At 69.5% G+C, this 24,840-nt stretch carries 17 protein-coding genes and 2 pseudogenes; 7 read left to right on the top strand and 12 right to left on the bottom strand.

Features of this window, described 5'->3' with window-relative positions:
* Positions 1-17 precede the first annotated feature (17 nt).
* Genes JIX56_RS09080 through JIX56_RS09090 form a run of 3 tightly spaced genes read right to left on the bottom strand, consistent with a single transcriptional unit; the run spans position 18 to position 2,724 of the window.
* Entirely contained in the window at positions 18-1,052 is a 1,035-nt protein-coding gene (locus tag JIX56_RS09080; RefSeq protein ID WP_257538309.1) for an NAD(P)/FAD-dependent oxidoreductase, read from the bottom strand.
* Complete coding sequence (locus tag JIX56_RS09085) at positions 1,049-2,356, bottom strand: class I tRNA ligase family protein (protein WP_257538311.1); 1,308 nt, start codon at positions 2,354-2,356, stop codon at positions 1,049-1,051. Before JIX56_RS09085 ends, JIX56_RS09080 begins: the two co-directional genes overlap by 4 nt.
* Positions 2,353-2,724, bottom strand: a complete 372-nt coding sequence (locus JIX56_RS09090) for a cupin domain-containing protein (protein ID WP_257538313.1) — start codon at positions 2,722-2,724, stop codon at positions 2,353-2,355. Before JIX56_RS09090 ends, JIX56_RS09085 begins: the two co-directional genes overlap by 4 nt.
* Before the next feature lie 177 nt (positions 2,725-2,901).
* Between JIX56_RS09090 and JIX56_RS09095 the strand changes: the two genes are divergently transcribed.
* Positions 2,902-4,206: an APC family permease gene (locus JIX56_RS09095; RefSeq protein ID WP_257538324.1), complete on the top strand. Its 1,305-nt coding sequence runs from the start codon at positions 2,902-2,904 to the stop codon at positions 4,204-4,206.
* A 2-nt stretch (positions 4,207-4,208) separates the two neighbouring features.
* Here the strand turns inward: JIX56_RS09095 and JIX56_RS09100 are convergent, their stop codons facing one another.
* From JIX56_RS09100 to JIX56_RS09125, 6 genes and pseudogenes are all read right to left on the bottom strand, one after another.
* Positions 4,209-4,871 carry a winged helix-turn-helix domain-containing protein gene (locus JIX56_RS09100; RefSeq protein WP_257538343.1) on the bottom strand — a complete coding sequence of 221 codons (663 nt, stop codon included), beginning with the start codon at positions 4,869-4,871 and terminating at the stop codon, positions 4,209-4,211.
* A gap of 239 nt (positions 4,872-5,110) precedes the next feature.
* The gene (locus JIX56_RS09105) at positions 5,111-7,945 is read right to left on the bottom strand and encodes an ATP-binding protein (RefSeq protein ID WP_257538362.1); all 2,835 of its coding nucleotides are present in this window, start codon (positions 7,943-7,945) and stop codon (positions 5,111-5,113) included.
* 125 nt (positions 7,946-8,070) lie between these two features.
* Positions 8,071-11,022, bottom strand: coding sequence for an AAA family ATPase (locus tag JIX56_RS09110; protein WP_257538364.1), 2,952 nt, complete (start codon positions 11,020-11,022; stop codon positions 8,071-8,073).
* 905 nt (positions 11,023-11,927) lie between these two features.
* A pseudogene (locus tag JIX56_RS09115) lies at positions 11,928-12,178 on the bottom strand (ribosome small subunit-dependent GTPase A); the annotation flags it as partial.
* 64 nt (positions 12,179-12,242) lie between these two features.
* Positions 12,243-13,757: a cellulose-binding domain-containing protein gene (locus JIX56_RS09120; RefSeq protein ID WP_257538366.1), complete on the bottom strand. Its 1,515-nt coding sequence runs from the start codon at positions 13,755-13,757 to the stop codon at positions 12,243-12,245.
* 213 nt (positions 13,758-13,970) lie between these two features.
* Positions 13,971-15,341, bottom strand: coding sequence for a radical SAM protein (locus tag JIX56_RS09125; RefSeq protein ID WP_257538376.1), 1,371 nt, complete (start codon positions 15,339-15,341; stop codon positions 13,971-13,973).
* 271 nt (positions 15,342-15,612) lie between these two features.
* Here JIX56_RS09125 and JIX56_RS09130 point away from each other — a divergent pair, with 271 nt between their 5' ends.
* On the top strand, positions 15,613-15,810 hold the full coding sequence (locus JIX56_RS09130; RefSeq protein WP_257538378.1) for a hypothetical protein: 198 nt from the start codon (positions 15,613-15,615) through the stop codon (positions 15,808-15,810).
* A gap of 34 nt (positions 15,811-15,844) precedes the next feature.
* On the opposite strand, the pseudogene JIX56_RS09135 reads toward JIX56_RS09130, so the two are convergent.
* Positions 15,845-17,109: pseudogene (locus tag JIX56_RS09135) on the bottom strand (RNA-guided endonuclease InsQ/TnpB family protein).
* A gap of 80 nt (positions 17,110-17,189) precedes the next feature.
* Between JIX56_RS09135 and tnpA the strand changes: the two are divergent.
* Entirely contained in the window at positions 17,190-17,621 is a 432-nt protein-coding gene (gene tnpA, locus JIX56_RS09140) for an IS200/IS605 family transposase (protein WP_257538380.1), read from the top strand.
* Positions 17,622-17,894: 273 nt separating this feature from the next.
* Here the strand turns inward: tnpA and JIX56_RS09145 are convergent, their stop codons facing one another.
* Positions 17,895-18,305 carry a nuclear transport factor 2 family protein gene (locus JIX56_RS09145; RefSeq protein WP_257538392.1) on the bottom strand — a complete coding sequence of 137 codons (411 nt, stop codon included), beginning with the start codon at positions 18,303-18,305 and terminating at the stop codon, positions 17,895-17,897.
* A 95-nt stretch (positions 18,306-18,400) separates the two neighbouring features.
* Here JIX56_RS09145 and JIX56_RS09150 point away from each other — a divergent pair, with 95 nt between their 5' ends.
* Positions 18,401-18,841: a MarR family winged helix-turn-helix transcriptional regulator gene (locus tag JIX56_RS09150; protein WP_257538394.1), complete on the top strand. Its 441-nt coding sequence runs from the start codon at positions 18,401-18,403 to the stop codon at positions 18,839-18,841.
* Positions 18,842-18,950: 109 nt separating this feature from the next.
* Here JIX56_RS09150 and JIX56_RS09155 read toward each other — a convergent pair whose 3' ends face one another.
* On the bottom strand, positions 18,951-19,928 hold the full coding sequence (locus tag JIX56_RS09155) for a hydroxyacid dehydrogenase (RefSeq protein ID WP_443031797.1): 978 nt from the start codon (positions 19,926-19,928) through the stop codon (positions 18,951-18,953).
* A 287-nt stretch (positions 19,929-20,215) separates the two neighbouring features.
* Between JIX56_RS09155 and JIX56_RS09160 the strand changes: the two genes are divergently transcribed.
* The 3 genes from JIX56_RS09160 (at position 20,216) to JIX56_RS09170 (ending at position 24,633) form a co-directional block, all read left to right on the top strand.
* Positions 20,216-21,844: a transposase gene (locus JIX56_RS09160; protein ID WP_257538406.1), complete on the top strand. Its 1,629-nt coding sequence runs from the start codon at positions 20,216-20,218 to the stop codon at positions 21,842-21,844.
* Positions 21,845-21,940: 96 nt separating this feature from the next.
* Positions 21,941-23,188 (top strand): FAD-binding protein, encoded by a 1,248-nt coding sequence (locus JIX56_RS09165; protein ID WP_257538408.1) that lies wholly within the window; start codon positions 21,941-21,943, stop codon positions 23,186-23,188.
* A 191-nt stretch (positions 23,189-23,379) separates the two neighbouring features.
* Positions 23,380-24,633: an ROK family transcriptional regulator gene (locus JIX56_RS09170; RefSeq protein ID WP_257538410.1), complete on the top strand. Its 1,254-nt coding sequence runs from the start codon at positions 23,380-23,382 to the stop codon at positions 24,631-24,633.
* The last annotated feature ends 207 nt before the right edge of the window (positions 24,634-24,840 follow it).

The raw sequence follows: 24,840 nt of genomic DNA on the forward strand, positions 1-24,840 counted from the left end.
AGTTTTCAGCCGTCACATCAGGCGGGGACTGCGAGGTCGTGCAGGAGGCGGTCGGCGGCGTGCCGTGCGGCCGCGAGCGCGGTCTTGGCGGCGCCGCCGCTTCCGCCGGTGAAGGTGAACAGGTGAGGTACGGCCGGAGGTGCGGGACGCAGCCGCAGGCCCGGCGGAGCGGTGTAGCAGTCGGCGGCCACCACTATGTGGCGCAGGCCGGTGATCCCCAGGTCGGGGAAGATACGAGCGGCCAGGTCCGTGGTACGTCGGACGAGTGCCGGGACCGGCCGGAGAGCCGCGGGGTCGACGTCGTAGGCGTCGCTGGGAACGCCGAGGAGGATCCCGCTGCCGGGTCCGGGCCGCCCGTACAGGCCGGTGACCTCGTCGACGAACGGAGCCGGGACCGTCCCGGTCGCGTCGTACACGCCGTACTGGATGAGCTTGGTCCGGTACTCGTCGCCCGGCAGCAGCACCGGAGTCCACGGGCCGGTGGCCAGGACGCCACTGTGGTAGTGACGCCTGCGGCCGTCCACCTGCCAGCTCACCGTTCCGCCGGGTCCGGCACGGACGCCGCCGACCGTGCCGTGGACGAGGCGGCCGCCGGACCGGACGAAGTCGGCCAGCACCTCGTCACGGAGCCTCCGTGGCGAGATGAAGCCCGCGTGCCGTTCCACGACGGCGTGCCGTGCGGCCATGTACGGGGCCTCCCCGGGCGGACAGGCCCGCGCGGACCCGGGCAGCAGGCGCTCCAAGTGCTCTACGGCCGCGGGATCGGCCGGATCGGCCTGTAGGTAGACCGATCCCGTCTCCTGGTAACCGCTCCAGGCCCGCAGCAGACGGCTGGCGCGCAACTCGGCCAGGGTGGAGGCTGCCAGGTCGAGTTGGGCCAGGTCCGGTTCGTATCCTCGGACCAGTCCCCCGGACGCCCCGGTCGCGCCGCGCTCGGGCGATCCGGCGTCGACGAGTTCCACCCGCAGACTCCGGTCGGCGAGCTTGAGCCGCCAGGCGAGCAGCGTGCCGGCGATGCCTGCCCCGGCCACTCCCACGCGTGGCCCGGTCATGACTCACCGGTGATGAGCGGAAGCAGCGCGTTCGGCGCGTTCCCCAGGCACCGGACGGCCAGGGCCGGATCGAAGTCGGGCAGCCGCAGCGCGGCCTGCGCCCGTTCGAGGTCTCCTTCGCCCCGCAGCGGATCGCCGTGGAAGGCCCGGAAGGCGTCGAGCGTGAAGTCGCTCCCGTAGCGGTCGGGACGGTCGTGGCACAGGAACAGCCGCACCAGGCCGGGGTCCTCCGCCGCGAGCAGGTCGTTGGCCCAGATCGCGTGGTTGCGGCTGGTGGAGAACTTCTTCCCCTCCAGCCGGTAGAACTGATTGACCACCAGCCCGCCGAGCGTCCCGGCGGGCACTCCGGCGGCGGCGAACAGTGCCGGGAACACGACGGTGTAGTAGAAGGTGTTGTCGATGCCCAGGAAGTGCCACAGTTCGCCCACCTGCCGCCACGCGGCGACGCAGTCCGCCAGGGAGTAGACGGCCGGGTCGACGGCGCGGGCGACGGCGTAGAGGTAGCCCAGACCCATCTCGATCCAGACGTCGGCACGCAGCCCCGGAAGTGCGCCGAGTTCGATGCCCCAGTCACTGGGGTAGGCGGCCAGGACATCGGGCAGCCCGGCGTCCAGGTAGTGGCGGACCAGCGCCATGGCGGGGGCCGGCACCTGGGCGCGCGCCCAGGCCTCCAGCAACGCTGCGCGGTACCGCTCCAGACGCAGAACGGGCAGCTCCGCCCGCCGCTCGGCGGCCGGGGCGCCACAGCAGGTCGAGCGTGCGTCGACCATGGTGCCCGCCGTCGCGAAGCGCGCGCAGCCCTCACAGGTTCCGCCGCCCATCGCCTCACCGCACCCGGGGCAGGCGCCGGTCACGTACGCGTGGTGGAGCGTGCGCCCGCACTCGGCGCAGACCTGGTGGGCGGTCTCCTCCAGTGCGAACGCTCCGGCGTCCACCAGCTCGGCCGTGAGCCGGTCCACCGCCTTGCGGTAGTCGGCGTCCTCGGTGGGGTCGACCAGCAGGTCGTAGTCGATACGGGCCCGCCGGAACGCCGTCTTGATGTCGGCGCCGTAGTCGCGCACCACAGCCGGTACCGGGCGCTCCTCGGCCTCCGCCTTCGCCACCACATAGTTCTGGTGACTGTCGAGGCCGGTCATGGTCAGCACGCGCTCACCGCGGTGGCGGGCTGCCCGGGCTGCGACGTCCGCAGCGATGTAAGGGCCGCTCAGATGGCCGATGTGCAGGGGGCCGTTGGGCGTCGGCGGCGGGGTCGTCAGCACGGTGAGCCGGCCGCCCGCGTTCATCGCCTCGGCTGTGTCCTTCATGCCGTCTCCGTCCGGGTGGTCTCCGGAAGCCAGTAGACGCTCAGCAGCACCAGCGACTCGGTGGCCGACCGGTTGTGCACGACGTGCGCCTCGTTGCTGTTCAGCAGCATTGCCGTCCCCTGCGAGGCCTCGGTCCGGCCCGCCGCCTCCGCGGTGTCGTCCGGGGTCTCGAAGTCGGCGGCGCCCCTCACGACCACGGCCAGCTCCACCTCGTCGTGGCAGTCGCGCCGGCTGCTGCCGCCGGGCGGAATGACGCACCACATGGCGTTGAAAGGCAATTGCTCATTAACGGCGTACTGGGTCCACCTGCCGATCTGAATTTGATTTTCGGCAGTAAAACGGGCGGTTTCGGCATTGAGCTTTTCCATGCCGGAGAGCATTCCCAGCAAAATTCCGGACATGCTGGCAAGAACTTGCCACTCATACACATTGACCCCGCCCGCGTGATGATCTTAACGTCGAACCGTTGCAGTGACGCGAAATGCCATCGAAACAGCAGAGTAAACAATGACCTCGCGGCCATTGGCCCGAATTGTTGGGAGTGTATGGTGAGTGTGGATTCGGCCGCCCAAACACAGTTGCGCAAGGTGCTGGGCACCCGCGACCTCATCGTCTACTACATGTCCACACTGGTCGGCTCGGGCATCCTCGTGGTGCCTGGCATCGCGCTGGAGCTGGCGGGGCCGGCCTCGCTGCTGGCCTGGCTGATCCTGGCCGTCGTCTCGTTCCCGATCGCGGCGGCCTTCGCCCGTTTCTCCGCCGAGTACCCCAGCGCCGCCGGAACCAGCTACCTGATCAGACGCGCGTTCGGTGACCGTCTGGGCGCGTCCTCCGGCCTGTTTCTGCTGCTGCTCAACCTGGTGGTCAACCCGGTCCTGGGGCTGGCCGCAGCCCGCTATTTCGCGGCGCTGATGGGCTGGCACGGCCATACGGTGATCCTGCTGGTCGGATTTGCGGCCATGAGCCTGGGCGTGGTGGCGAACATGCTCGGCCTCCGGCTCGCCTCGCAGGTCCAGCTGGTCCTGGTCTTCAGCCTGATAGTCGGGCTGGTCGCCGTCATCGTGGTGTCCGCTCCGGCGGCTCAGCCCGAGCGGCTGACCCCCTTCGCGCCGTACGGCTGGGGCGCGGTGGGCACGGCGGTACTGGTGTGCTTCTTCTCGTTCTTCGGCTGGGAGCACGTCTCGCACGTCGCCGACGAGGTCCGTGACCCGCAGCGCAGCTTTCCGCGCGCCGCGCTGATCGTCGCCGGGATCATCGGCACGCTCTACTGCACCCTCGCGCTGGTCATCACCCTGGTCGTGCCGCCGCGAACCGACACCGACACCACCGCCGTGCTGGCCGCGCTGCTGCGGTTCAGCCACGGCGAGGACGCTGCTCGGTTCGGCGCGGCGCTGGCCGTCTTCCTGATCGTGGTCAACATCAACGCCTGGGTCCTCGGCGCCTCCCGGCTGCTGTACGCGATGGCCCGCGACGGTGCGGCACCTCGTCGCCTGGCGACGGTCTCCCGCCGCACCGGCACCCCGATGGCCGCTCTCTGGGTGGTGTGGGGGTGCTACGCGCTCGACATCGGCGGCATGTACGTCCTGGGCGGCGACGAGCACGACCTGATCCCGTTCGCCAGCGCCTCGACGCTGGTGGTGTACCTGCTGACCTTCGCCGCAGGCAGGCGGTTGTTCACGAACCGGGCGATGCGGACACTGTGCGCCGTGGCGCTGATGGCGAGCGCCGCGTTCCTGCTCGGCGGTGGGCTCCCGTCACTGCTGGCCGTACTGGCCTTCGCCGCCACGGTCGGCTACGTGCTGCTGCGTCGCTCTGCCGTGAACCCGGCGCCGGAATCCGCCGGCGAGTGACGTCACTTCGCGCCACCTGCGTCATCCGGCACCGGCGGCATGCCGAGCAGTCCGTAGCGGGCCGTCCGCACGCCCGCCTGGAACCGGCCGACTGCCCCGACCTGGGACATCACATCAGCGATGTGGCGGCGGCAGGTGCGCAGGGACAGGCCGAGAGCGCGCGCCACCTGTTCATCCGTCGCGCCTTCGCTGAGCAAACGGAGTATGGCGGGCTTGGGATCCGCCTCCGCCGGTCTCGCGGGGTCCGGGTGGCGCGTGATGACGGCGGGTAGCGCCCATCCCCCCTCCCACAGGTGCTCGAAGACCCGGGTGAAGTGGTCCACGATGCTCTGCTCGCTGATCAGGCAGGTGCTCCCGGACATGTGTCCCAGCAGCACCAGTCGGCGGTCGACGACGGCGAACTCCCCAGGCACGCACTGGACGGTGCGCAGCCGGGCGCCCCGCTCGGTCACCGTACGGGCGTAGTCACGTACCGCGGGAGGGGTGCGGGCGGTGTGGTGGAACAGCGCGCGGACGTCGATGCCGCGCTGCAGCAGGTCGGTGACGCGATGCGCCGCCCCCTCCATCGGTTCGGGAGCGGACCGCGCCACCAGAAACTCCTTGGTGCACCCGGCCAGGACGTCGTGCACCAACTGCTCGGCCTTCGGCCCTGCGAGAATCTCCATCGTCCGGCTCCTGTTCTGTCCGCCGAAAGAAAAATACGCAATGGGGTGCGAGCATGCTGGAGCCGAAACTCTGCTTCTCACCCACAGAATCATAAGAAGGCAAAAAGCCGACCGTCAATAAAAATGGACCCCACCCACGCTTAAGATCGTGGTCGGGATCGCCCCAGCGGTTCGGTACGGTGAGCGCGGGATATCTGGATGAGATGGCCGGAGATGATGGAGGTGGAGGTGGTATCGGACTACCGCCCGGTCGGCCCACGATCGGACCCGGCCGACGGCAGGACATCAGCGAGTTCGCCCCGGCAGTGTATTCCGAGCTTGCGATAGGAGTTCGTGAGATGCTTCTCCACCGCTCGTCGGCTCACCCCGAGAAACTGCGCGATATCACGGTTGGTGCTCCCTGCGGCCGCCAGCCGCGCCACCAGGCGTTCCGTGTTCGTCAGTGACGGGCCCCCCGTCAGCCTGCTCGCGGCCTCGAGGGCAGTCGCCTGCGCACTCTCGGCCAGTTGGGGTTCACCGCAGTCGAGCGCGAGCCGGTGACTTCGGCGCAGATGCCCGACCGCCTCCGGGGACCCCTGGTCGCGGAGCCTGATCCCCAGCCGCAGCAACGACCTTGCCAGCTCAAGCGAATTGACAGAGCTCTCCAGGATGTCGACCGACTCCCGCAGTACGGCGATGCCCGCCTCGCCCCCGATGACGTCACCCAGAATCCGTTTGGCACGCCCGAGGGCGGACGGTGCCCCCCATTCGGCCGCCAGCAGACAGTCCTCCTCGGCGACCTCACGCGCCGCGACGAGGTCGCCCAGACGCCGGTACAAGTCCGCGGTCAGCGCACGCCACGGGAACAGCACAGGGTTGGTCCAGTCCGAACGGCCCAACTGCCGACCACACTCCTGGTATTGCTCCAGGGCCGCCCGGAGATCGCCCTCCGCCGTGGCCAGCGTGCCCCGCATCAGGAGCAGCACCGAGGCCAAGCACTCGTTCGTGGTGTCGGTGCCACAGTTGCCCAGCACGTTCCTGGTCAGCTCGATGTCCCGCACCCCGCTCGCCACGGCGGCCATCGCGATCGCGGTGGTGGGGTTGGCTGTGTCCCATTCCAGTACGCCGAGTTCGAACGCGTCCGTGGCGGCGCGTCTCGCGTCCGCGATTCGGCCCGTGTGCAGGGCGACCACAGCCTGTTCCGTCCGGATCAACGCCTGCTCGACGACCGTCCCGTGCGTGCGGGCATGGCCGAGTGCCGCCTCCAACCAGGGTGCGAGGCGCCCGGTCGATTCCGCGGCCGCCAACACCGGCACCAGTATGGGCAGCGCGGCGTGTACGTGTGAGGACGAGGGGGGCTCCCGTTCAACGATTCGCTCGGCGATCCGGGCCACCCAGGAGGCCGGCCGGCTGCTGGTGAGGGTGGCGGCGAACAGCAGCATGGTCAACAGTTCCCGCTCCGCGGGAGTATCCGCCGGGGGATCGTCGCCGAGCTCGGCGAGCCGCCTGCTTCCGTCGGCCAGCTCGACCGGCTCGGTGTAGTCGAGATGCCGCATCCGAGCCTCGATCCGCAGCTTGAGTTCTCGATCCGCACCGGACAGCCCGTCCAGGTCGCCCAACTCGTCGCATACCTGTCGAATCAGCCTGCGTACGCCGGACGGGGCGCTGCCGAGCAAAGCCGGCCCCAGCCTCACCATCGCGGCCGCGCGATCCCGCGCGGAAGTCAGCAAGGGAAGCGCGTGGTCGAAGTGTCGTACCGAGGCACGCACGTCGAATGCCTGCTCCGCTGTCGCGAGGTCGACCAGCAGCCGTGCCCGGTCCTCCCCGTTCGTCGACGTGTTGAGCAACGCGCGGCGCAGGTAGCACGCAGCGGTTTCCGGAGCACCCCGTCCCAGCGCCGTACCAGCCGCCTCGCGCAGCAGGTCAGCCGCCCACTGCCCCTCAGGTGGGGTCGTCGCCAACAGATGGGCCGCCCTCTGCTCAACGGTGTTCTCGCTTCGGTACAGCGACTTCGCCGCCCGGATGTGAAGCTTCTCGCGTTCCTCGGCCGACATCGACTCCTCGATCACGTCCTGTACCACGCGGTGGACGAACCTGGGCCGCTGCCCGTCGGCCAACAGGCCCAGCTCGTGCAGGACATGCATCGCCTCCGCACACCTGACGGCGTCCAGGCCGGCGACTTTCCTGATGACCTCCAGATCGGCCTGGCCGTCCACGATCGCCATGGCCTTGGCCACGTCGCGTACCGGCTCGGCCTGTGAACCGATGCAGTCGAGCAGCCGGTCACGAAGACCCGCGGGCCGCAGCGATCGGACCCGGTCGGCGTGCTCGGCCCTCGGGGGGATGCTGTCGAGCGACAGTTTGACCAGGATCGACTTGAGGAACAACGGATTACCGTCCGTCGTCCCGTGGCAGGCGAGGACGAACTCCTCGTGTCCGGCTTCACCACACTGGTCCGCCACCAATGCACGTGTCCCCGCCAAGGAGAACGGGCGTGGCCGCATGGTCCGGGCGGCTGCCCCGGTAACGGCCCGCACCGTCGGTCTGTTCGACGCCGACTCACCGTCCCGAACCGTGACCACTACCAGCACCTTCAGCCGGTTCAGCCGGTTCGCCAGGTTCGCGAGCCATTGCAACGAGGGCTCGTCGGCCCACTGGAGGCCGTCCATCAGGATCATCAACGTCTGTTCGGTGCTCATCCGCTCAACGAGCTCCTGCAGCCCGCGCAGCACCGCCTGCCGCACGGTGACCGGCCGGGCGTGCGCAGTCGTGAACAAGGCCTCGCCGAGGACCGCTTCAGCGAGCCCTGCGGCACCCGACAGCCAGCGTTCCCTCGTCTTCTCGTCCGCCCCGGACAAGGCGGGTTCCAGGAGCTGGCGCACCACGCCGAAGGCGTGATTCCGCTCCAGCGCCGAGGCTCCCGCACGGAGCACCCTGATGCTCCCCTGTGCGGCCAGGCCCGGCAGGGCGCGCAGCAGCTCCGACTTGCCGATACCCAGTGGGCCGCCGATCACCAGAAGCGACCCGCTGCCGCGGTGAGCGGATCGAAGTGCCTCGGAGACCGAGCTCAGTTCGTCGTCTCGCTCGAGCAACACCTGTTCACAACCTCCTGTTCCGGTCAAGGCGATCGAAGGCGAGCACGGTGGTCCGTGCACGGCGTCCAAGGGACCGTTCCGGCGCCGTCAAGGCCGCAACATGCACGTGTCTCCGTACGTTCGGATCACTCGCGCCCGCTGCGTACCCAACCCCGCCCGCAGGTCTGCCCGGCGGGCATCACAACGGCCGTCGGCCCGATGGCTCGCTCAGCCTCAGAGGACTCCCTGAGCGCTGCGGCAATCTCCGCGCGGGAAGTCACACCGAGCTTGCGGTACACACTGGACAGGTGGGTCTCGACGGTGCGCAGGGTGACGAACAGTGCCTTTGCGATGTCCCGGTTGGTCGCACCGGCCATGGCGTGCTCGGTCACCCGCCACTCGGCGGCGGTCAGGAGATCCGACGACTCGTCGTTCAGTCCCCGCATCCTGCCCCCCGCGGACACGAGTAACGTCTTGGCGATCGAGTGGACTGCCGAGCCGCCGCACCGCACCGCCAGGATGGCCGCGCGACGCAGATGCTTGCGCGCTCCCGCGTCATCGCCGATCTGCAGCAGCCCACGGCCGAGCAGGAGCTCCGCTTGGAGTTGGCTGAGCAGTGCGGGCGATGCCGCCAGCCGCTCGACGGCCTCCATCATGAGTTCCAGTCCTCGTCGGCCCTGCGTCGCCACCCCCCGGGCCAGCAGGCTGAGCCCGATGCTCTCCGGCGTTCCCCAGCGGGTGCTCCACTCTTCCTGCGCTTCGACCAGATCGAGCGCTTCCGACCGACGGTCCAGGTCGGTCAGCACGACGGCGGCCGGTACCCACCACGGCACCGGCACGGAACCGGAGACCCTCGCCTCAGCAATGCTGCGCCCACACCGCAACAGGGACGACAGCCCGCCTTCGCTGTCGCCCAGCATGAACCTGGCGCCGGCCCGCACCACGAGCACCTCGTGGTGTTCCCAGACGAAGTTCCGCCTGTGGATCTCGTCGAGCAACGCCTCGGCCCGCTCTGCCTCACCTCGGTTCACCAGAAGGGTGGCGAACACGATCCGGGGCGTGGCCCAGCTCCGGTCCCGGGCGATTTCCATCGCGGCCTGGGCGTCGGCCGCTGCCCTGGCCGGCCGCCCCATGCGCACTGCCACGGCCGATCTGATCGCCAACGCGTGGCAGTGCGTCCTGACCGCACCGACCCGCCGAGTGTTCTCCACGATCCGGTCCAGCGCGGTGAGTGCCTCCTCCGGCAGGCCAGCGTGGTCCAGGGCCTTCGCCGCCAGGATCAGAGGTCCGTCGGAAGCGGTGAGGGCGCCGGAGACCGCGGCCCTCGCGCAGTCCGCCGCCTGCTCCGCGGACCCGCCGTCCAGCATGACGGCGCCCGCCAGCATGCCGGCGGCCACCCGGTCGGACGGGGTGTCGCCGTCCGGAACCGTCATCGTCCGAGCACGCCGGAGGGTCTCCCCCACATGTGGCCCGGTGAAGAGGCCGACGCCGAGCAACACGGCCTGAACCTGCCTGCGCAGGCTGCCGTCAGAGGCGAGAAGTTCCCCGGCGGCCCCGTCTGCCGCATCCAGTACGTCGGACAGCAGACGAAACGCCGAGGCGGGATTTCGAGCCCTGCGCAAGAGCGTCTCGAAGCGGACCATCAGTCGGGCGCGGGCCCGGAGATCGGCCGTCCGCTCGATGGCGCGCATGAGGTGGGCCATCGCCGCTTCCGGATCGGCGTTCCGGAGTGCCCAGGCGAGTTCGATCAGGGTCTCGGTGTGGTCGGGTACCGCCTGCAGGACACGTGCGAGGAACCGCACTTCGTCCTTGAGGCTTCCACGCCGTCGTGCGTCGGCCGCCGCGCTCCGTAGGATGCTGGTCATCCATCGCTCCCGCAGCTCGGGCAGGTCGACGAGCAGGTGGGCGACCTCCTCCGACGGGCGGCCCTCGTCGTGCAGTAGGAGCGCTGCACGCATCCGGAGCGCGTCGAGCTCGCCGGGGGGCAGTCCGCCGAGAACGGCGCTACGTGCCTGCTCGGCCACGAACTCCAGCCGGTCCGCCGCCAGCAGGCTTTGTCTGCGCAGGACATCCACCGCCGCGGCCACCGTGGACGCGGACAGCTTGAGCAGAGCGGCGATCACCGGGAGCTCGGTGGTGCCGAGCAGGGCGATGCCGACGGCCACCTGACGAACGCTCTCCGGTAGCCGGACCCACCGCGCCGACACTGCCCCGGACAGCACAGGCCCGCCGATGTCGGCAGCTCGCCGGAGTTCCGCGCCCTCCGGTCGCACGTCGTGATCGCGGAACTCGGCGAGCAGTGACCGAAGCAGAAGCGGGCTGCCGCCGGACAAATCGGAGCAGAGTCGAACGAACGACGGCTCGGGCGAAGGCCCCAGTACCGCGGCGACGAGATCGGCGATCTCGGCATGGGAGAGCGGGCCCAACTCGACGATGGTACCGGCGACGTGCCCGGTGACGCTGGTCAGCAACTCCCGCCCCGGCCCCGTCGCGTCCGCGTCGTACGCCAGGACGACGAGCAGTGGATTGTCGAAAGTTCTCTGGAGCAGGAAGTCGATCCAGCGCAGGACGAAAGGATCGCAACGGTGTGCGTCGTCGATCATGATCGTCAATGGCCCATCGGCCATCACGTTGACGGCGAGCCGGTACAGTCCACTCAGGATCAGATACCTGTCATTCTCGCCGACCTCGTCGAAGGCCGGCCCGCTGCCGGGCAGGAGCGTAGGCAGCGCCCATCGGGCCGCGCCCGCCAGCAGGGGCGAAGCCGCCGACCCCGACACCGTGAGCCCGAGCGGCTGGAACAGCTCACGCATGGTTGTGCGGGGAGACTCCGGCTCACGGCCGGTGGCGAAAAGCACAGTGCCTTCGTGACGTGCGAACTCCGCGCGCGCCCGCGTCAGCAGGCTGGTCTTCCCCATTCCGGCCGCACCGCTGACGAAAGCCGCGCCGGCGCTGCCCTTGCGTGCCGCAGAGGCGGTATCCCGGAGCACGCTCAGCGCGAAGGAACGCCCGAGTCGGGGTAGGTCAGCACCCGAATCGCCGGCATGGAGACTCTTCGCGATGCGGAGCTGGTCGTGTTGCAGGAAACTCTTGCTCATGATGTGGGGGAAACCACCCGTTCAGTAACAACCGCGCCCGGCCGTGGCAGGCGGAAGATGTCGAGGGGCGTGATAGCGGACCTCGGCGTGCGAGGTCAGGAGATCCCGAGGCGACACAGGTCGACAGCGCTCCCACCATGGCAGTTGTCGATCGCCGACCCGCATGCGCCTCTCACTGCGGCAGCACCCGCCCGCGGAGACACCCCGCCGGCCGCGGTGCGCCGCAGCCGGCCCTGGAGCCCGTGGAGGAGTTGCCGGGCCGGCCAGATCGGCCCGAACTCCGACAACTTTCCGGTCAAGGTCGTCTCACGCCGCGAAAGCACGTCTTCGGGCCGGATCGCGTGGTGCCAGGCCTTGTCCCCGTTCGAGTCGAGTGCGGCGGCGAGACCGCCGGGAGTCCCCAGCCTCTTCGCGGACCGTGCGGGTCACCGTCACCGGGACGCGGGCGTCACTGCCCGCGACCGCCATCACAACGGAATGGAACCTGCCGAGGACAGTGGTCTGCAGCCCTCGGCCCCTGACGTCGCTCATGGAAGTGCCGCTTTCGCACTCGCACGGTGAGCGGACAGCATCGATCACCGGTGCAGAGGGGTGGGGGGAAGTAGGAAAGGGAGCATGGGGGGGAAGGGGGGGGTTTCGGGGAGGGGGAGGAGCCGCGTCGGACCGGGGAGAGGGTTTCAGCCGTGCGGCTGGGAACAGTGGGGGACGCCATTGCGATCGGAGCGCTCAGCGAACGATCACATCGTGCATACCAAGTGATCTTAGCCATACCGATTGAGCTTTCAATATTTCCTGGAGAGTAACTCAGCTTTCTGAGCCAGGACTTCACGATTTGCACGCACAACTCGCCGCATCCATCACCCCGTTCACCCAGGGTTTCCAGGCGTGCGGCTCACCGCTGTCCACTGCGCACCACTCTCCCAGACCGGCGCCAGGAACCGTTCGACGCGGCCGAGGTCGAGTTCCACGGCGAGCGACACGGCGACGACCGCGTAGTCGACGTTGACGGCCAGGATGATCCGCCCCTCGGCGCGCTGGGAGAAGGTGGAGTCGGCAGGAGGCCGTCCGGGGTGACGACGTCGCACTGCCCTCGGTCGACCCGGACGACCCGCCCGGCGAGCAGACCTTCGGCGTCGTACGGGGCGAAGTCGTCCGCTCAAGGGCCGCCGCGCTCGGTGATCTCACCCCAGCGGGAGCACACGGGCCCCCCGTCGAACGACTTAATCCGTCGTCCTGCAGTCACTCCCGTTCAGTGTGAAGTCCTGCGGTGTCGCATTGCTGTCGTCGTCCCAGGTGCCGAGGAAGCCGACGCCGAAGGTGCCGCCCGCGGCGACGGTCTCGTTGTAGTCGGCGGCGCCGGCGGTGACCTGGGAGCCGTCCTGGTCGAAGGTGCCGTCCCACATCTGGGTGACGCGCTGGTCGTCCTCGTAGGTCCAGGCGATCTGCCAGCCGTCGAGGGCCTTGGTGGAGGTGACGGTGACGGCGGCCTGGAAGCCTCCGGGCCATTCGTTGACGACCTGGTAGCGGACGTGGCAGGTGGCGGTGGACGACTCGCCGGGCTCGACCGGTGCGTGGGAGACGCGGGCGGGCGTCGAGGAGTCGCCCTGGGGCTCCTCGTTGCTGTTGCCGTTGCCGCTGCCTTCATCGCCGTCGGAGCCGGTCTCCTGGGGCCGGGACGTGCTCTGCAGTTCGGACGACACGCCGGACGGGGACTGGGTCACCGGGAACCGGGGGTCCTGCTGCACCACCGACGACTCGCCCGCGGAGGCGCCGTCGGCGACGGGCTCTTCGTCGCCGAACGGCATGAGGGAGACGGCGAGCGCCAGCACGGAGACGAGACCGGCTCCGACGAGCACGCCGTTGCGGCCCAGCCTGGGCCTCGGCTCCTGGCCCGGTGAGAGTCCCCGGTCGGTGCCGGTGGAGTCCGCGCGCCCGGGGAGCAGCCCGGCCTCGGCCGCGCGGCGGCGGCGTTCCAGGTAGGCGAGTCCGCCCCAGCCGATCACGCCGCCGGCGAGCGCGGCGGGCAGGCCGCCGCCGTGCAGGCCGAGGCAGGCCGCGGCCTCGGCGCACTCCACGCAGGTGGCGAGGTGCCGTGACAGGTCCTCGGGGGTGTCGGCGCCGGGCGAGCGGGTGACCGCGTCCAACAGCCGGGCGTAGCTGCGGCAGTCGGCGTGCATGGGCGCGTCGTGCTGGCTGCGCAGGCACCGGTCCCGGAACAGCGCCCGTACCTGGTCGAGTTCGGCCCGGGCGACCGACGGGTCGAGGCCGAGGCGGCGGGCCACGGAGGCCGGCGGCAGCGACTCGACCTCGGTCAGCCACAGCAGGGCCGCGTCGGGTTCCTGCATGTCCCGCAGGGCACGCAGAGCGAGGGGGCGGTGCAGCGGGGGGCCGGTGTAGCGGGCCGCCTTGTCCGAGTTGAGCCAGAGGCGCAGGTCGGGGTCGAGCCGGTGGCCCTGTCCGTCCGTCTCCCAGGCCGCGGCGCTGGTCCTGACCCAGGTCAGGAGGAACGGTATTCGGGGCAGCCGCAGGGCACGCCGCCCGGCACCGCGTTCGGTCCCCGTGTCGATCTCCAGGGCGCGTGCCTCGTGCATGCCGTTCGTGAAGGCTTCGGTGGCCAGTTGAGTCGCCGCGGTCGAACCGGACGTGCACAGATCGGCGTACGACAGGACCGCGTCCCAGCACTCCGAGAACAGCGCGGCTTCGGCGGCGTCCTGGGGCTTCGGCAGGTCGGGCATGGGTCTCCTGCATCCACAGAGCGAGGGGGGAAGTCCGCAAAAGCGGTCAACTACCCTCTGATTCAAGGGCGTTGGGGGGACCACCTTGCGGCAGCCCCGAGCTTTTCACGGTTCCCACACAACTGACAAGCTGCGTCTTCAAATGCGGTTACCAGCGGTCACACTGTGGAGTTGTACGTACGCCGATCCCCATCGACTCAATCGTCACAGGAGTTACTGCGCGGAAATCCCCCCGGCAGCCTCCCCGACAGTCTCGTCGGCGGCTTCCCCGGCGGCTTCCTCGACGGCCGGGAGGCTGTCCATGAAGGAACTGACGGAGAAGACGGCGCGGCCGGGTCCGGGCGGGCCGTATCCGGGCGGGGACTGCAGGCCGAACTCGTCCATCGTGGCGCGGTAGGCCTGCAACAGCCGGATGTGGTACTCCAACGGCGCGCCCTGCGGGTTGGCCTTGCCGAGCGGGGTCGTGGGCTCCGGGCACCAGGTCGTGAAGCGGGGCGTGATGCCGTGCGACATGAAGAAGCGCAGGCCCTCGGTGGTCGACGCGATGGCCTCGTCGACCGTGGTGAACCCGAACGGCTCGGCCATCTCCACGCCCGCCACGAAGTTGGGGATCACATTGCGCGCGCCGAAGACACCCGCCGAGTCCAGGATCCGCTTGTGCCACTCGTCGCGGCCGACGTAGCGCTCCTTGCCGGGGCAGTACATCTTGAAGAGGTACTCGTCCCACACCTCGTAGTTGGGGTGATAGATCTTCACGCCGTAGTCGTGGAAGCGCTTGACGTCGTCCAGCGGCAGCGCCTGGGCGACGACCTTGCCGATCCAGCGGTCCGGGAAGCGCTCCTCGATGGCCTTGGCGTAGTGGCCGTAGAAGTCGGCCTCGTCCCGGCCGGCGACCGTCTTGGTGATCGCGCCACCGGTGAGCGTGTACGCGGTGGAGGTCTTCGCCGTGTCGTACCGGTCGATGATCTCCAGCGCCTCCAGGACCTCGTCGACGTCCTTCACACCCGTGTACGGCCGGCCCGCCGCCTTGTGCTGGCGCCAGTTGTGGTTGATGTCGCAGTACTGGCACTCCTCCTTCGCGCCGAAGTACTGGCAGACGCGGAAGACGGTGAGGTAGATGAGGTAGCCCCACTGGATGGTCGGGGCCACCTCCATCACGGACTTCCCGTTGGAGAGGGTGTGCCGGTAGTACTCGGGCATGGGCGGGACGCCGACGTCCGCGATGCGCCGGCCGTCGAGGTACAGGCCGAGGAGGCCTTCCTCGTCGGCGGCCACGCGGTAGGGGGAGGACGGGTTGACCCGTACGGAGACGACCGTGCGCCGCAGGTCGTAGGGGCCGCCGGTGAGGATGATCTCCTCCGGCGGGCGACGGAGGGCGGCCTCGCCGAGCTCGGGGAGGGTGCCGTGGTCGAAGGAGAAGATGAAGTACGACTTCGGCTTGACCTCGCCCTTCTCGTTGTCGCTCAGGGCGGAGGCGTCGAAGGCCATGCCGCCCCTGAGCAGGTCCTCCTTGAAGACGGCTTCCCGTGGCACGTGCGGGAACCTCTCCATCAGGTCCTCCACCAGTGCGGTGCGGCTGCCCATCCCGTTCTCCTCGCTCCCGATGTCACGCGGGGGTCGCCCGCGCTCGGCTTCTCACGGTATGCCTCCGGCGGGGGTGGACTGGTGGCGGGGGGCCGGAGCGGCGTTTTTCGCCCCACCGCGCCTACCGTCCCATGGTCGTGCAGTACGTGCCGAGGGGGAGGCGGCGGACGAGGTTGCCGTACGCGTCGAGCTTGGAGCGGGCCAATCCCTTGATGACGTACTTGATGTAGTCGTCGGTCCGGCGCGTGGTCTGGTCGTGCCAGAAGAGGAAGTGGGAGAAATCCAGGTCCTGGCCGTCCGGGCCGACCAGCGTTTCCTCGCCGAGGAAGCGCTGGCAGCCGAGGGGCTCGCCGCCGATGCGGTGGCCGCGCGCCCGGCCCTCGTAGAACTCCGAGCTGATGACCCGCAGGCCCTCGTGTGCCTCCCAGGCACCCTCGTATGTGCCTATGTGTACATCACCTGGTTTTGAAGTGCTCTCCGGGCTTCAGCCGGGAGATTCCCGCCTACCTTGCGGTGGCGGGCTTGACGCGTTTCCGCGTCTGACGACTGCCCTCCCGGCAGCCGGGATCGCCACGTGGCCGATCCGGTACAGGTGCAAGATGTTCCGGGCCGCGTTCCAGTCGGCGTTCGCCTCGAAGCCGCAGTCGGGGTTCTTGCACACGAACGTGGCCTGGTCCTTGCGGCTGCCGGGCGTGGTGAGGCCGCAGGCGGAGCAGCGCAGGGAGGTTCCGGGGGCGGGGACCTTGTGGAGGGTGCCGCCGCGCTGGGCGAGTTTGTACGTCAGCATCGTGACCGTGCGGCCCCACGCCTCCTGGCTGATGGAGCGGTTCAGCCCGGCTTTCTGCGCGACGTTCTTCCCCGGTTCCTCGATGGTGCCCTTCGCGGACTTGACCATGTTCGTGATGGTGAGTTGTTCGACCACCACGGTGCCGTACCGCTCGGCGATGCGGGTGGTGGTTTTGTGCTGCCAGTCGACTGCTCGGCGCGTGGCTGTTGCGCGGAGCTGTTTGATCTGGTCGTAGGTGGTGCGCAGGCGGTTGGAGCTGCGTTCTTTGGGCTTGCGGAAGCTTTTGCGGTGCGCGGCGCGCTGTTCCAGGCGCAGGAGCTTGGATTTCTCCTCATCGGTCAGCCACTTGTCGCGGTCTGCTGTGTTGTCCGGAAGGCGGGCGGGCCGGTTGTGGTCGAAGTGGTTGCCGTCGGAGAGGGCCAGGGGCAGGTTCACCCCGGCGTCGATACCGACCTCGGCCCCCTGGTGGGGCTCCGGTTTAGTTTCGAGGGTCTGGACGCGGAAGGCGATGTGCCAGTCGAGCGCATCCTTGATCAGTCGTGCGCCGGTGATCCGGTTGTCCTTGTTGGCCCGTTTGCCCACGGGGAGGTCTTTGGTCCAGCGGAACCGGATCCGGCCCACCTTGGGGATGTTGACCATGCCCCAGCGGCGGTGCACGCGGACGATGTTCAGGTCCCGGCCCTGCGGGATATCCACCGACATCGTCGAGCGGATACGGGACTTGAAATTCGGTGCGTCGGCGCGATTACACCAGCAGTTCTTCCACGCCTGGACGTAGGTCTTCAGTACGGCCTGCGCGGCCTGTGCAGGAAGGACGGCGAGCCATCCGATCTCTTTGCGTGCCTGGCGGATCGCGGTGTCCGCTGCGACCAGGGAGCGCTTGTCCTTCGGCAGCATCGTCCACCAGTCGTGCAACAGGTTCCACGTGGTGCGGGCCGCGTGCGCCTGATCGTCGATGCCCCGGGCCTGCGCAGGGGTCAGTGCAAGCCGGGCGCGATGCCCGAACTGCCGCTTCTCCCATGCACGTTCCGTGGTCACGCGATCACCGTATCATTTGGGCTATGTCACCACGCTGGAATCCAAACCCTGATGTACGCACGGGCCGTCATGTTGGCCATACCCTTCATGTCCACTTGGTTTTTGTCACCAAATACCGGCGCGGCGCCTTCACCGATGCCATGCTCACCCGGTGCCAAGAGATCATGCGGGACGTGTGCGCGGACTTCGAGGCGGAGCTGAAGGAGTTCAACGGCGAGCAGGACCACGTACACCTGCTGGTGCACTACCCGCCCAAGGTCCAGCTCTCCAAGCTGGTCAACAGCCTCAAGGGCGTCTCCTCCCGCAGACTCCGCCAGGAGTACGACAGCCACGTCCGCCGGTACTTGTGGGGCGGGCACTTCTGGTCGGGCTCGTACTTCGCGGGCTCGTGCGGAGGGGCGCCGCTGACCGTTGTGCGCCAGTACATCGAGCAGCAGCAGCGCCCAGAAGGCTGAGGGCGACAGCACAGACCGGTGCTCACATGCGTGTCAGAGCAGTCTCACCGTGAGGTGGTTCTGGTGGACCGGGTCGACGGCGAGCGTGAAACGCCACCCTCGACGGTGGGGATGGAGAGGGGCTTGGCGACGCGCGCCCTGTCTTCCGCGTTGACATCAACGACCTCTGCGTCCGGGCCGTGCAAGTCGTGGACTGCGGCAGAAAGAGTTTCGAGACGTACGACTGCGTGGAGATCGGTTGTGGACACTGATGGCCGCGCCTGGCACACCGCGTCACTTCTCTTGCGTCCAGGCGAGTGTGACGTGCATGTCGCTGAATCGCCAGCCCGCCGGGGTCCGCACCGCGGTGCAGGCCACTCGTAGACCGCTTGTCCGGTGGGGCGCTTCGCCGTTGCGGTAGAAGTACACGAGCTGGTTCGCGGTGGCCCTCGCGCGGTCACCATCAACATGCACCAGCACGTCCCCGTGCACATGTTGGGTGCGCTCTCCCTCGACCTGGCTTCGCTTCAGGAGGGCGGTCATCTCATCGAGGCCGTGCAGCTCACCCCGCGGCGAACGGCCCACGATGTCGTCGTGAAAGACGGTTGCGGCGTCGTCGTGGCGGCATTCGTCCAGCAGGTTGGCCAGGCGGGCGAAGAGATCGGCGATCTCGGCTCGGTCGGCGGTCGGGGTGGCAGCGGGCACAAGGGCTCCTTTGATGGCTGCTCCAACATGGGTGAGCCCAACACTACGCACAGAGTGTTGGGCTCACCCACACTTATGGCCATAGAGTTGCCGCCATGGAGGAAACCCCCGAGCGCCTGTCAGCGAAGCCGAGTTGGCTGATCACCCAACTGGCCGTGCACGTCCGGCGACTGGTGTTCGACGGTTTCACCGCTTCCGGGGCGCGCGGGTACCACTACCGCATCCTGGCGGCACTGTACGAGTTCGGGCCCGCGAGCCAGGCGGAGCTCGGCCGCCGGTGCCGCGTCGACCGCAGCGACGTCGTGGCGGCCGTCAACGAACTGGTCGAGCAGGGCTACGTCGAGCGGACGCCGGACCCGGACCATGGGCGGCGCAACAGGGTGACCCTCACCAAGGGGGGTGTCCGCCAGCTGCGGCGCATGGACGGGGTGCTCGATCAGGTACAGGACGACCTGCTCAAACCGCTGTCGGCCGAGGACCGGCAGACTCTGACCTGCCTGCTCAGCCGACTCCTCGCCCAGCACGAACCGGAATGAGTGAACCGTCAGCTCCCGGGACGCCGCGTCGACCCCCTCAGCACCACATGGGTGCCGAGGACCAGGTGCTGACGGTCGGAGAGTTCGCTACCGGCCCAACGCCCGACGGTCACGCCGTCCGCTCCAACACGGCCCGGTCGAGCACGTGCACCAACTCCCGCCCGGCGACAAGCCGTTCGGCCTCCTCCGTGACCGCGAGGCCGAGGCGGGCCACCTCGTTGCCCTGGGAGCCGGCCAGGTGCGGGGTGACGAAGGCGTTCGGGAGGTCGAGGAGGGGGGAGTCGGCGGGCAGCGGCTCGGGGTCGGTGACATCGAGGATCGCGGAGAGGCGGCCGGCGCGCAGTTCGTCGATCAGGGCGTCGTGGTCGACGAGCGCGCCGCGCGCGGTGTTGATGAGGACGGCCCCGTCGGGCATCAGGGAGAGTGCCCGGCGGTCGAGCAGCCGGTGGGTCTCGGGGGTGTCCGGGGCGTGCACGGTGACGATGTCGGAGGTGCGCAGGAGGTCGTCCAGCGGCAGCAGGGGTACGCCGAGGGCGGCGGCCCCGGCCTCGTCGACGTACGGGTCGGTGAGGCTGACCCGCAGGTCGAAGGGGCTCAGCAGTTCGATGACCCGGCGGCCGATGCGGGAGGCTCCGATGACGCCGACGCGGCGGCCGTGGTTGCCGATTCCGGGGACGAACCCCCAGCCGGGGGAGACGCGTTCGGCCCGGAGGCGGTCGCGGCGGCCGAGGATGTCCTTGCCGGCGAGCAGGATCATGGCGAGCGTGTACTCCGCGACGGGCAGGGCGTTCGCGGCGGCCGCCGTGGAGACGGCGATGCCCCGCTCCCAGACGGCGGGGGCCACGAATCCCTTCACCGAGCCCGCCGAGTGCAGCACCGCCCGCAGTTTGGGCGCCGCCTCCAGGACCGTCTCGTCGATCCGCGGGCAGCCCCATCCGGTGACCAGCACCTCGACCTCGGCCAGTACCTCCCGCACCCGAGGGTCTGTGAAGTCCTCGGCGATCAGAGCGGGATCGATTTCCACGGTCTCGCGCAGGCGGGACAGCACATCCGGTGGGAAGACCTGGGGAACGTTCTCGGCCGTCATGGCGAACATTGCGCGGTGAAGCTCGGGCAAGGAAGGACCTTCCGGCTGGGAGAGGCCGACTACAGAAACCGATCTCTACGGTAGCCAGGCGCTCGTGAAGGCTGAGCAGGTGGGCATCGACAGTACTTGAACGTGCTTGGCACGTATGACTGAAGTCTCCGGCCAGCTGCGGGAACGCTCACGAGGAGCAAAACGGGAACGGGAGTTCCTGCATCGAATGCGTGACCTTCACCAGTGGTGGTCGTTGGGTGTGATGACGGATTTCTGCGACACCGGGGGGTGGCGAGGTGGGTGAGCTGCGGGAGGTGGCGGCGCCGTTCGTGGTGCCAGGCCCCACGGGAGTCGCAGTCCGTACCCGACTCAAGGGCCTGACCGCCGGGGACGAGAGGGCGCTGCGCCTGGTCGGCGACCATCTCGGCTCGCTCGCCTCCCGGGATCTCAAAGCCCGCTGCGCGGCCGGGCTGGACCACGACAGCGAGCAGTGGGCCGAGCGCAAGCGCGTCCTTTCCGCCGAATCGTCGTCACGCTGGGCAGGCAGTATCACGAAGGCCGCCCACGATCAGTGGGCGCTGGCCCGGCGCGGCCAGCTCGCGCACATCCAGAGCCTGGAAGCCAGCGTCAGGACCATCACGCACCGGCTGTCCCTGCCCGTCGGGGAGAAGGGCAGCAAGAAGACTCCGCGTGGCTATGGCAGCCGACAGGAGTGGTTCGCCAAGTCCCGCCGTCTTCACCTGCTCGACGACCGGCTCCGGGCTGCACGGGCCGACCGGGAGGCCGGAATCGTGCGTGTGGTGCGGGGCGGCACGCGACTGCTGAACACCCGCCACCACCTAGACCCCGCCCAGCTCACCGAAGAGCGGTGGCGGCAGCGGTGGCAGACTGGGCGCCGGTTCCTCCAGGCCGACGGAGAGTCCGGCAAGCGGTTCGGCAACGAGACCATCCGCGTCACCCCGGACGGTGAGGTCTCCCTCAAACTGCCCGCGCCGCTGGCATATCTGGCGAACGCCCCGCACGGCCGGTACGTCCTTACCACCCGCGCAGGGTTCGCGCACCGGGGCGAGCAGTGGGCCGACCGCGTCCATGCGAACCGGGCCGTGGCGTACCGCATCCACGAAGACGTGGACAGGGGCCGCTGGTACCTGACCGCCTCATGGACCATCCCCCCGGCCCGCACGATGCCGCTGAAAGCGGCCCGCATGGGCGGCCTGGTCGGGGTGGACACCAACGCCGACCACCTCGCCGCCTGGCGCCTCGACGCCCACGGCAACCCCGTCGGCCAACCGCTCAACTTCGGCTACGACCTGTCCGGCCCCGCCACCCACCGGGACGCCCAGGTACGCCACGCCCTGATCCGCCTCCTGCACTGGGCCAAACGCCACGGCCTCGCCATCGCGATCGAAGACCTCGACTTCCAAGCGGAGAAGACCCGGGAGAAGCACGGCCGCCGCAAACGCTTCCGCAAGCTGATCTCCGGCCTGCCCACGTCCAGGCTGCGGGCCCGGCTCGTGGCCATGGCGGCCGAACTCGGCATCACCGTCATCGCCGTAGACCCCGCCTGCACCTCCCGGTGGGGCGCTCAGCACTGGCAGAAGCCACTGACGAGCAAGAACAGAAAGACCACGCGCCGCGACGCAGCCGCCGTGGCGATCGGAAGGCGCGCCCTGGGGCACCCGATCCGGCGACGGACGACACCGCCCCCTGCTCACCGGAGTGATGAGCAGGGGCATCGGAGCGTCCAGGCCGCACCGGTGGCTCCGGGGCGTGAGGGACACCGCCCCCGCATTCCCGGACCACGGACACGATCCGTACGCGCCGGACGCGGAGCGAACGCGGTGGACCAGGACGCCCAACACCGTTCGGGGCGTCCGGCTGAGCATGAGTTCTGGCAACAAGACTCACTCCCGCTCAGTCCCTAGGAACGGTCAATGGACGGGCAGGGAGGATGGCCCGTACGACTGGGGCCTGTCCGCCGGACAGACTCCCTGGCTCGCGGACCGTGGAGGACACCGAGCATGACGACGGAGACCCTGACCAACTGGGCCCGGAACATCACCTACACCGCCAAGGAACTGCACCGGCCGCGCTCCGTCGACGCGCTGCGCACCCTGGTCGCGGGCAGCGAGAGGGTGCGGGTGCTGGGCAGCGGGCACTCGTTCAACGAGATCGCGGAGCCCGGCCCCGACGGTGTCATGCTCTCCCTGACCGGCCTGCCGCCGGCGATCGAGGTGGACACGGCGGCCCGTACGGTACGGGTCGGGGGCGGTGTCCGGTACGCGGAGCTGGCCCGCGCGGTGCACGCCCACGGTCTCGCCCTGCACAACATGGCCTCGCTCCCGCACATCTCCGTGGCGGGCTCGGTCGCCACCGGAACCCATGGTTCGGGCAACGGGAACGGTCCACTCGCGGCGGCCGTGCGCGAGGTCGAGCTGGTCACGGCGGACGGTACGAGGGTGACGCTCGCCCGGGGCGACGACCGCTTCGGCGGGGCGGTCACCTCGCTCGGCGCCCTCGGCGTGGTCACGGCGCTCACCCTCGACCTGGAACCGGCCTTCGAGGTGAGCCAGCACGTGTTCGCCCAACTCTCCCTGGCGGGCCTTGACTTCGCGGCTGTGTCGGCGTCGGCGTACAGCGTGAGCCTCTTCACCCGCTGGCGTCACTCCGGCTTCGACCAGGCCTGGGTCAAGCAGCGCATGGACCGGTCCACAGCGGACTTCCCCTGGGCCGCGCCCGCGACCGAGGCGATGCATCCGGTGCCGGGGATGCCGGCGGTGAACTGCACCGAGCAGTTCGGGGTGCCCGGTCCCTGGCACGAGCGGCTGCCGCACTTCCGGGCGGAGTTCACACCGAGCAGTGGGGAGGAGCTGCAGTCGGAGTATCTGCTGCCGCGCCCGTTCGCCATGGACGCCCTGCACGCGCTCGACGGGATCCGGCACTCCGTGGCGCCGGTGCTGCAGGTCTGCGAGGTCCGTACGGTGGCCGCCGACGAGCAGTGGCTCAGCCCCGCCCACGGGCGGGACACGGTCGCGCTGCACTTCACGTGGATCGCGGACGCGGCGCCCGTACTGCCGGTGGTGCGGCGGGTGGAGGAGGTGCTCGCTCCGTTCGAGGCGCGGCCGCACTGGGGCAAGGTGTTCACGGTTCCGGCGGCGGCACTTGGGGAGCTGTACCCACGACTGGGTGATTTTCGGGCGCTGGCCGACGCGCTGGACCCGGCGGGCAAGTTCCGCAACGCGTTCGTGCGGAATGTCCTCGACGCCTGACGGTCACCGGAGTGCGAGGCTCCCACCAGGGCTGCCGGCGTGCCATCGGTCCTCGGCCATGGATCCTCGCTCATCGGGGGACTTTGTAAACCCCCTTTCCTAACCCCTTGTCGAAAGCCCCTCCGCGCCATAGCCTGGCGCCGCGCCGGGGCAGCAGGCCTCGTCATGGCCTGGAGGGATCGAGGGGATTCATGTCGTCGGTGAAGCGCACCTCACGCGACATTCGCACCGCGAACCGCTACGAGGTGCTGCGCCAGATCATCGCCAAGTCTCCCACCTCCCGGCAGGAGCTGGCGGCGGCCACCGGGCTGAGCCTGGCGACGGTCGCCACGCTTGTCGGTGAGCTGCTCGACCTCCGCATGATCACCGAGGTCGGGTTCGAGGACTCGGCGGGGGGCCGCCCCCGCGGACTTGTGGCCGTCAACGCGTCGGGGGGCGCGTTGATCGGCGTCGACATCGCGGAGACGTACGTCCATGTCGAGCTGTTCGACCTCGCGCTGAACGTCCTGGCCCGCGCCGAGGAGGACGTCCGCGCCGGTGAGAGCCTCCCGGAGCAGATGGTCGGCCATGTCGCCGCCGCCGTCGGCTCGGTGGTCGCGCAGGCCGGCATCGAGGGCGCCCGGGTGCTCGGCGTCGGTGTGAGCGTGCCGGGGCAGGTGGACCGCGCCACCGGTATCTCGGAGTACGCGCCCAACTGGGACTGGCACGACGTGCCGCTGCTCGACCTGCTCACCGAGCACATCGCCTACCCGCTGTACCTGGACAACCCGCTGCGTGCCGTCGCGGTGGCCGAGCTGTGGTTCGGGGCCGCGCGCGGGCGCGGGGACGCCGTGGTGGTGAACCTCGGGACCGGGGTGGGCGCCGGGCTGGTCCTGGGCGGCGGGCTGCACCGGGGGGTGAGCAACAGCGCCGGGGAGTGGGGGCACACCACGATCGTGCTGGACGGCCGGCTGTGCCATTGCGGCAACCACGGCTGTGTGGAGACGTATGTGGGCGCTCCCGGGATCATGCTGAACCTCCGGGAGCTGAGTCCGCGCAGCACGTTGCTGCACCCGGAGGACCAGACGGCCACCATCGCCGCGCTCGCCCAGGGAGTGGCCCGGCAGGACCCGGTGGCGGTCAAGGTGGTGCGGGACACCGCGCGTTACCTCGGCGCGGGCATCGCCGACCTGGTCAACCTGTTCAATCCCGAAGTGGTCGTGCTCAGCAGCTGGGTCGCGGCCGCCCTCGGCGAACCCCTGGTCGCGGAGGTGCGCGAAGCCGTCGCCCGGCACGCGCTGCCGCGGCCGATGGCCGCCACCGAGATCGTCCTCTCCCTGATCCCGACCGACCCGGCATGCCTGGGCGCGGCGACCTTCGCGCTCGAAGGGGCGCTCCAGTCCGTCGGACAGAGGTCCGCGAAACGCGCCGTGCCGGCAAGGAGCCGTAGCGCACCGTCTGCATGACGACGGAAGCGATGCCCGTTCGAGGCCGATCAGGCCCGGTCACCACAGTGGTGCCCCATGAGCCGAGGGCCGCCGGACCCTGACCCGGCGGCCCCCACCCCCTTCGCCAAACCCTTTGCGGCGCACAGACGTTCGGAACACCGAACCGAATACAACGCTTCGAACAGGCTTCGTCCAACCCCTTGCCGAAGCCTTAGCCGAAGGTTA

Source organism: Streptomyces sp. CA-210063, from assembly GCF_024612015.1.
Classification (GTDB): Bacteria; Actinomycetota; Actinomycetes; order Streptomycetales; family Streptomycetaceae; genus Streptomyces.

Coding starts and splice junctions, on each gene's coding strand:
- JIX56_RS09100 (WP_257538343.1), bottom strand. CDS start 4,871: ATGGAGATTCTCGCAGGGCCGAAGGCCGAGCAGTTGGTGCACGACGTC.
- JIX56_RS09085 (WP_257538311.1), bottom strand. CDS start 2,356: ATGAAGGACACAGCCGAGGCGATGAACGCGGGCGGCCGGCTCACCGTG.
- JIX56_RS09150 (WP_257538394.1), top strand. CDS start 18,401: ATGGAGGAAACCCCCGAGCGCCTGTCAGCGAAGCCGAGTTGGCTGATC.
- JIX56_RS09170 (WP_257538410.1), top strand. CDS start 23,380: ATGTCGTCGGTGAAGCGCACCTCACGCGACATTCGCACCGCGAACCGC.
- JIX56_RS09080 (WP_257538309.1), bottom strand. CDS start 1,052: ATGACCGGGCCACGCGTGGGAGTGGCCGGGGCAGGCATCGCCGGCACG.
- tnpA (WP_257538380.1), top strand. CDS start 17,190: ATGTCACCACGCTGGAATCCAAACCCTGATGTACGCACGGGCCGTCAT.
- JIX56_RS09155 (WP_443031797.1), bottom strand. CDS start 19,928: ATGACGGCCGAGAACGTTCCCCAGGTCTTCCCACCGGATGTGCTGTCC.
- JIX56_RS09110 (WP_257538364.1), bottom strand. CDS start 11,022: ATGAGCAAGAGTTTCCTGCAACACGACCAGCTCCGCATCGCGAAGAGT.
- JIX56_RS09125 (WP_257538376.1), bottom strand. CDS start 15,341: ATGGGCAGCCGCACCGCACTGGTGGAGGACCTGATGGAGAGGTTCCCG.
- JIX56_RS09095 (WP_257538324.1), top strand. CDS start 2,902: ATGGTGAGTGTGGATTCGGCCGCCCAAACACAGTTGCGCAAGGTGCTG.
- JIX56_RS09165 (WP_257538408.1), top strand. CDS start 21,941: ATGACGACGGAGACCCTGACCAACTGGGCCCGGAACATCACCTACACC.
- JIX56_RS09090 (WP_257538313.1), bottom strand. CDS start 2,724: ATGGAAAAGCTCAATGCCGAAACCGCCCGTTTTACTGCCGAAAATCAA.
- JIX56_RS09120 (WP_257538366.1), bottom strand. CDS start 13,757: ATGCCCGACCTGCCGAAGCCCCAGGACGCCGCCGAAGCCGCGCTGTTC.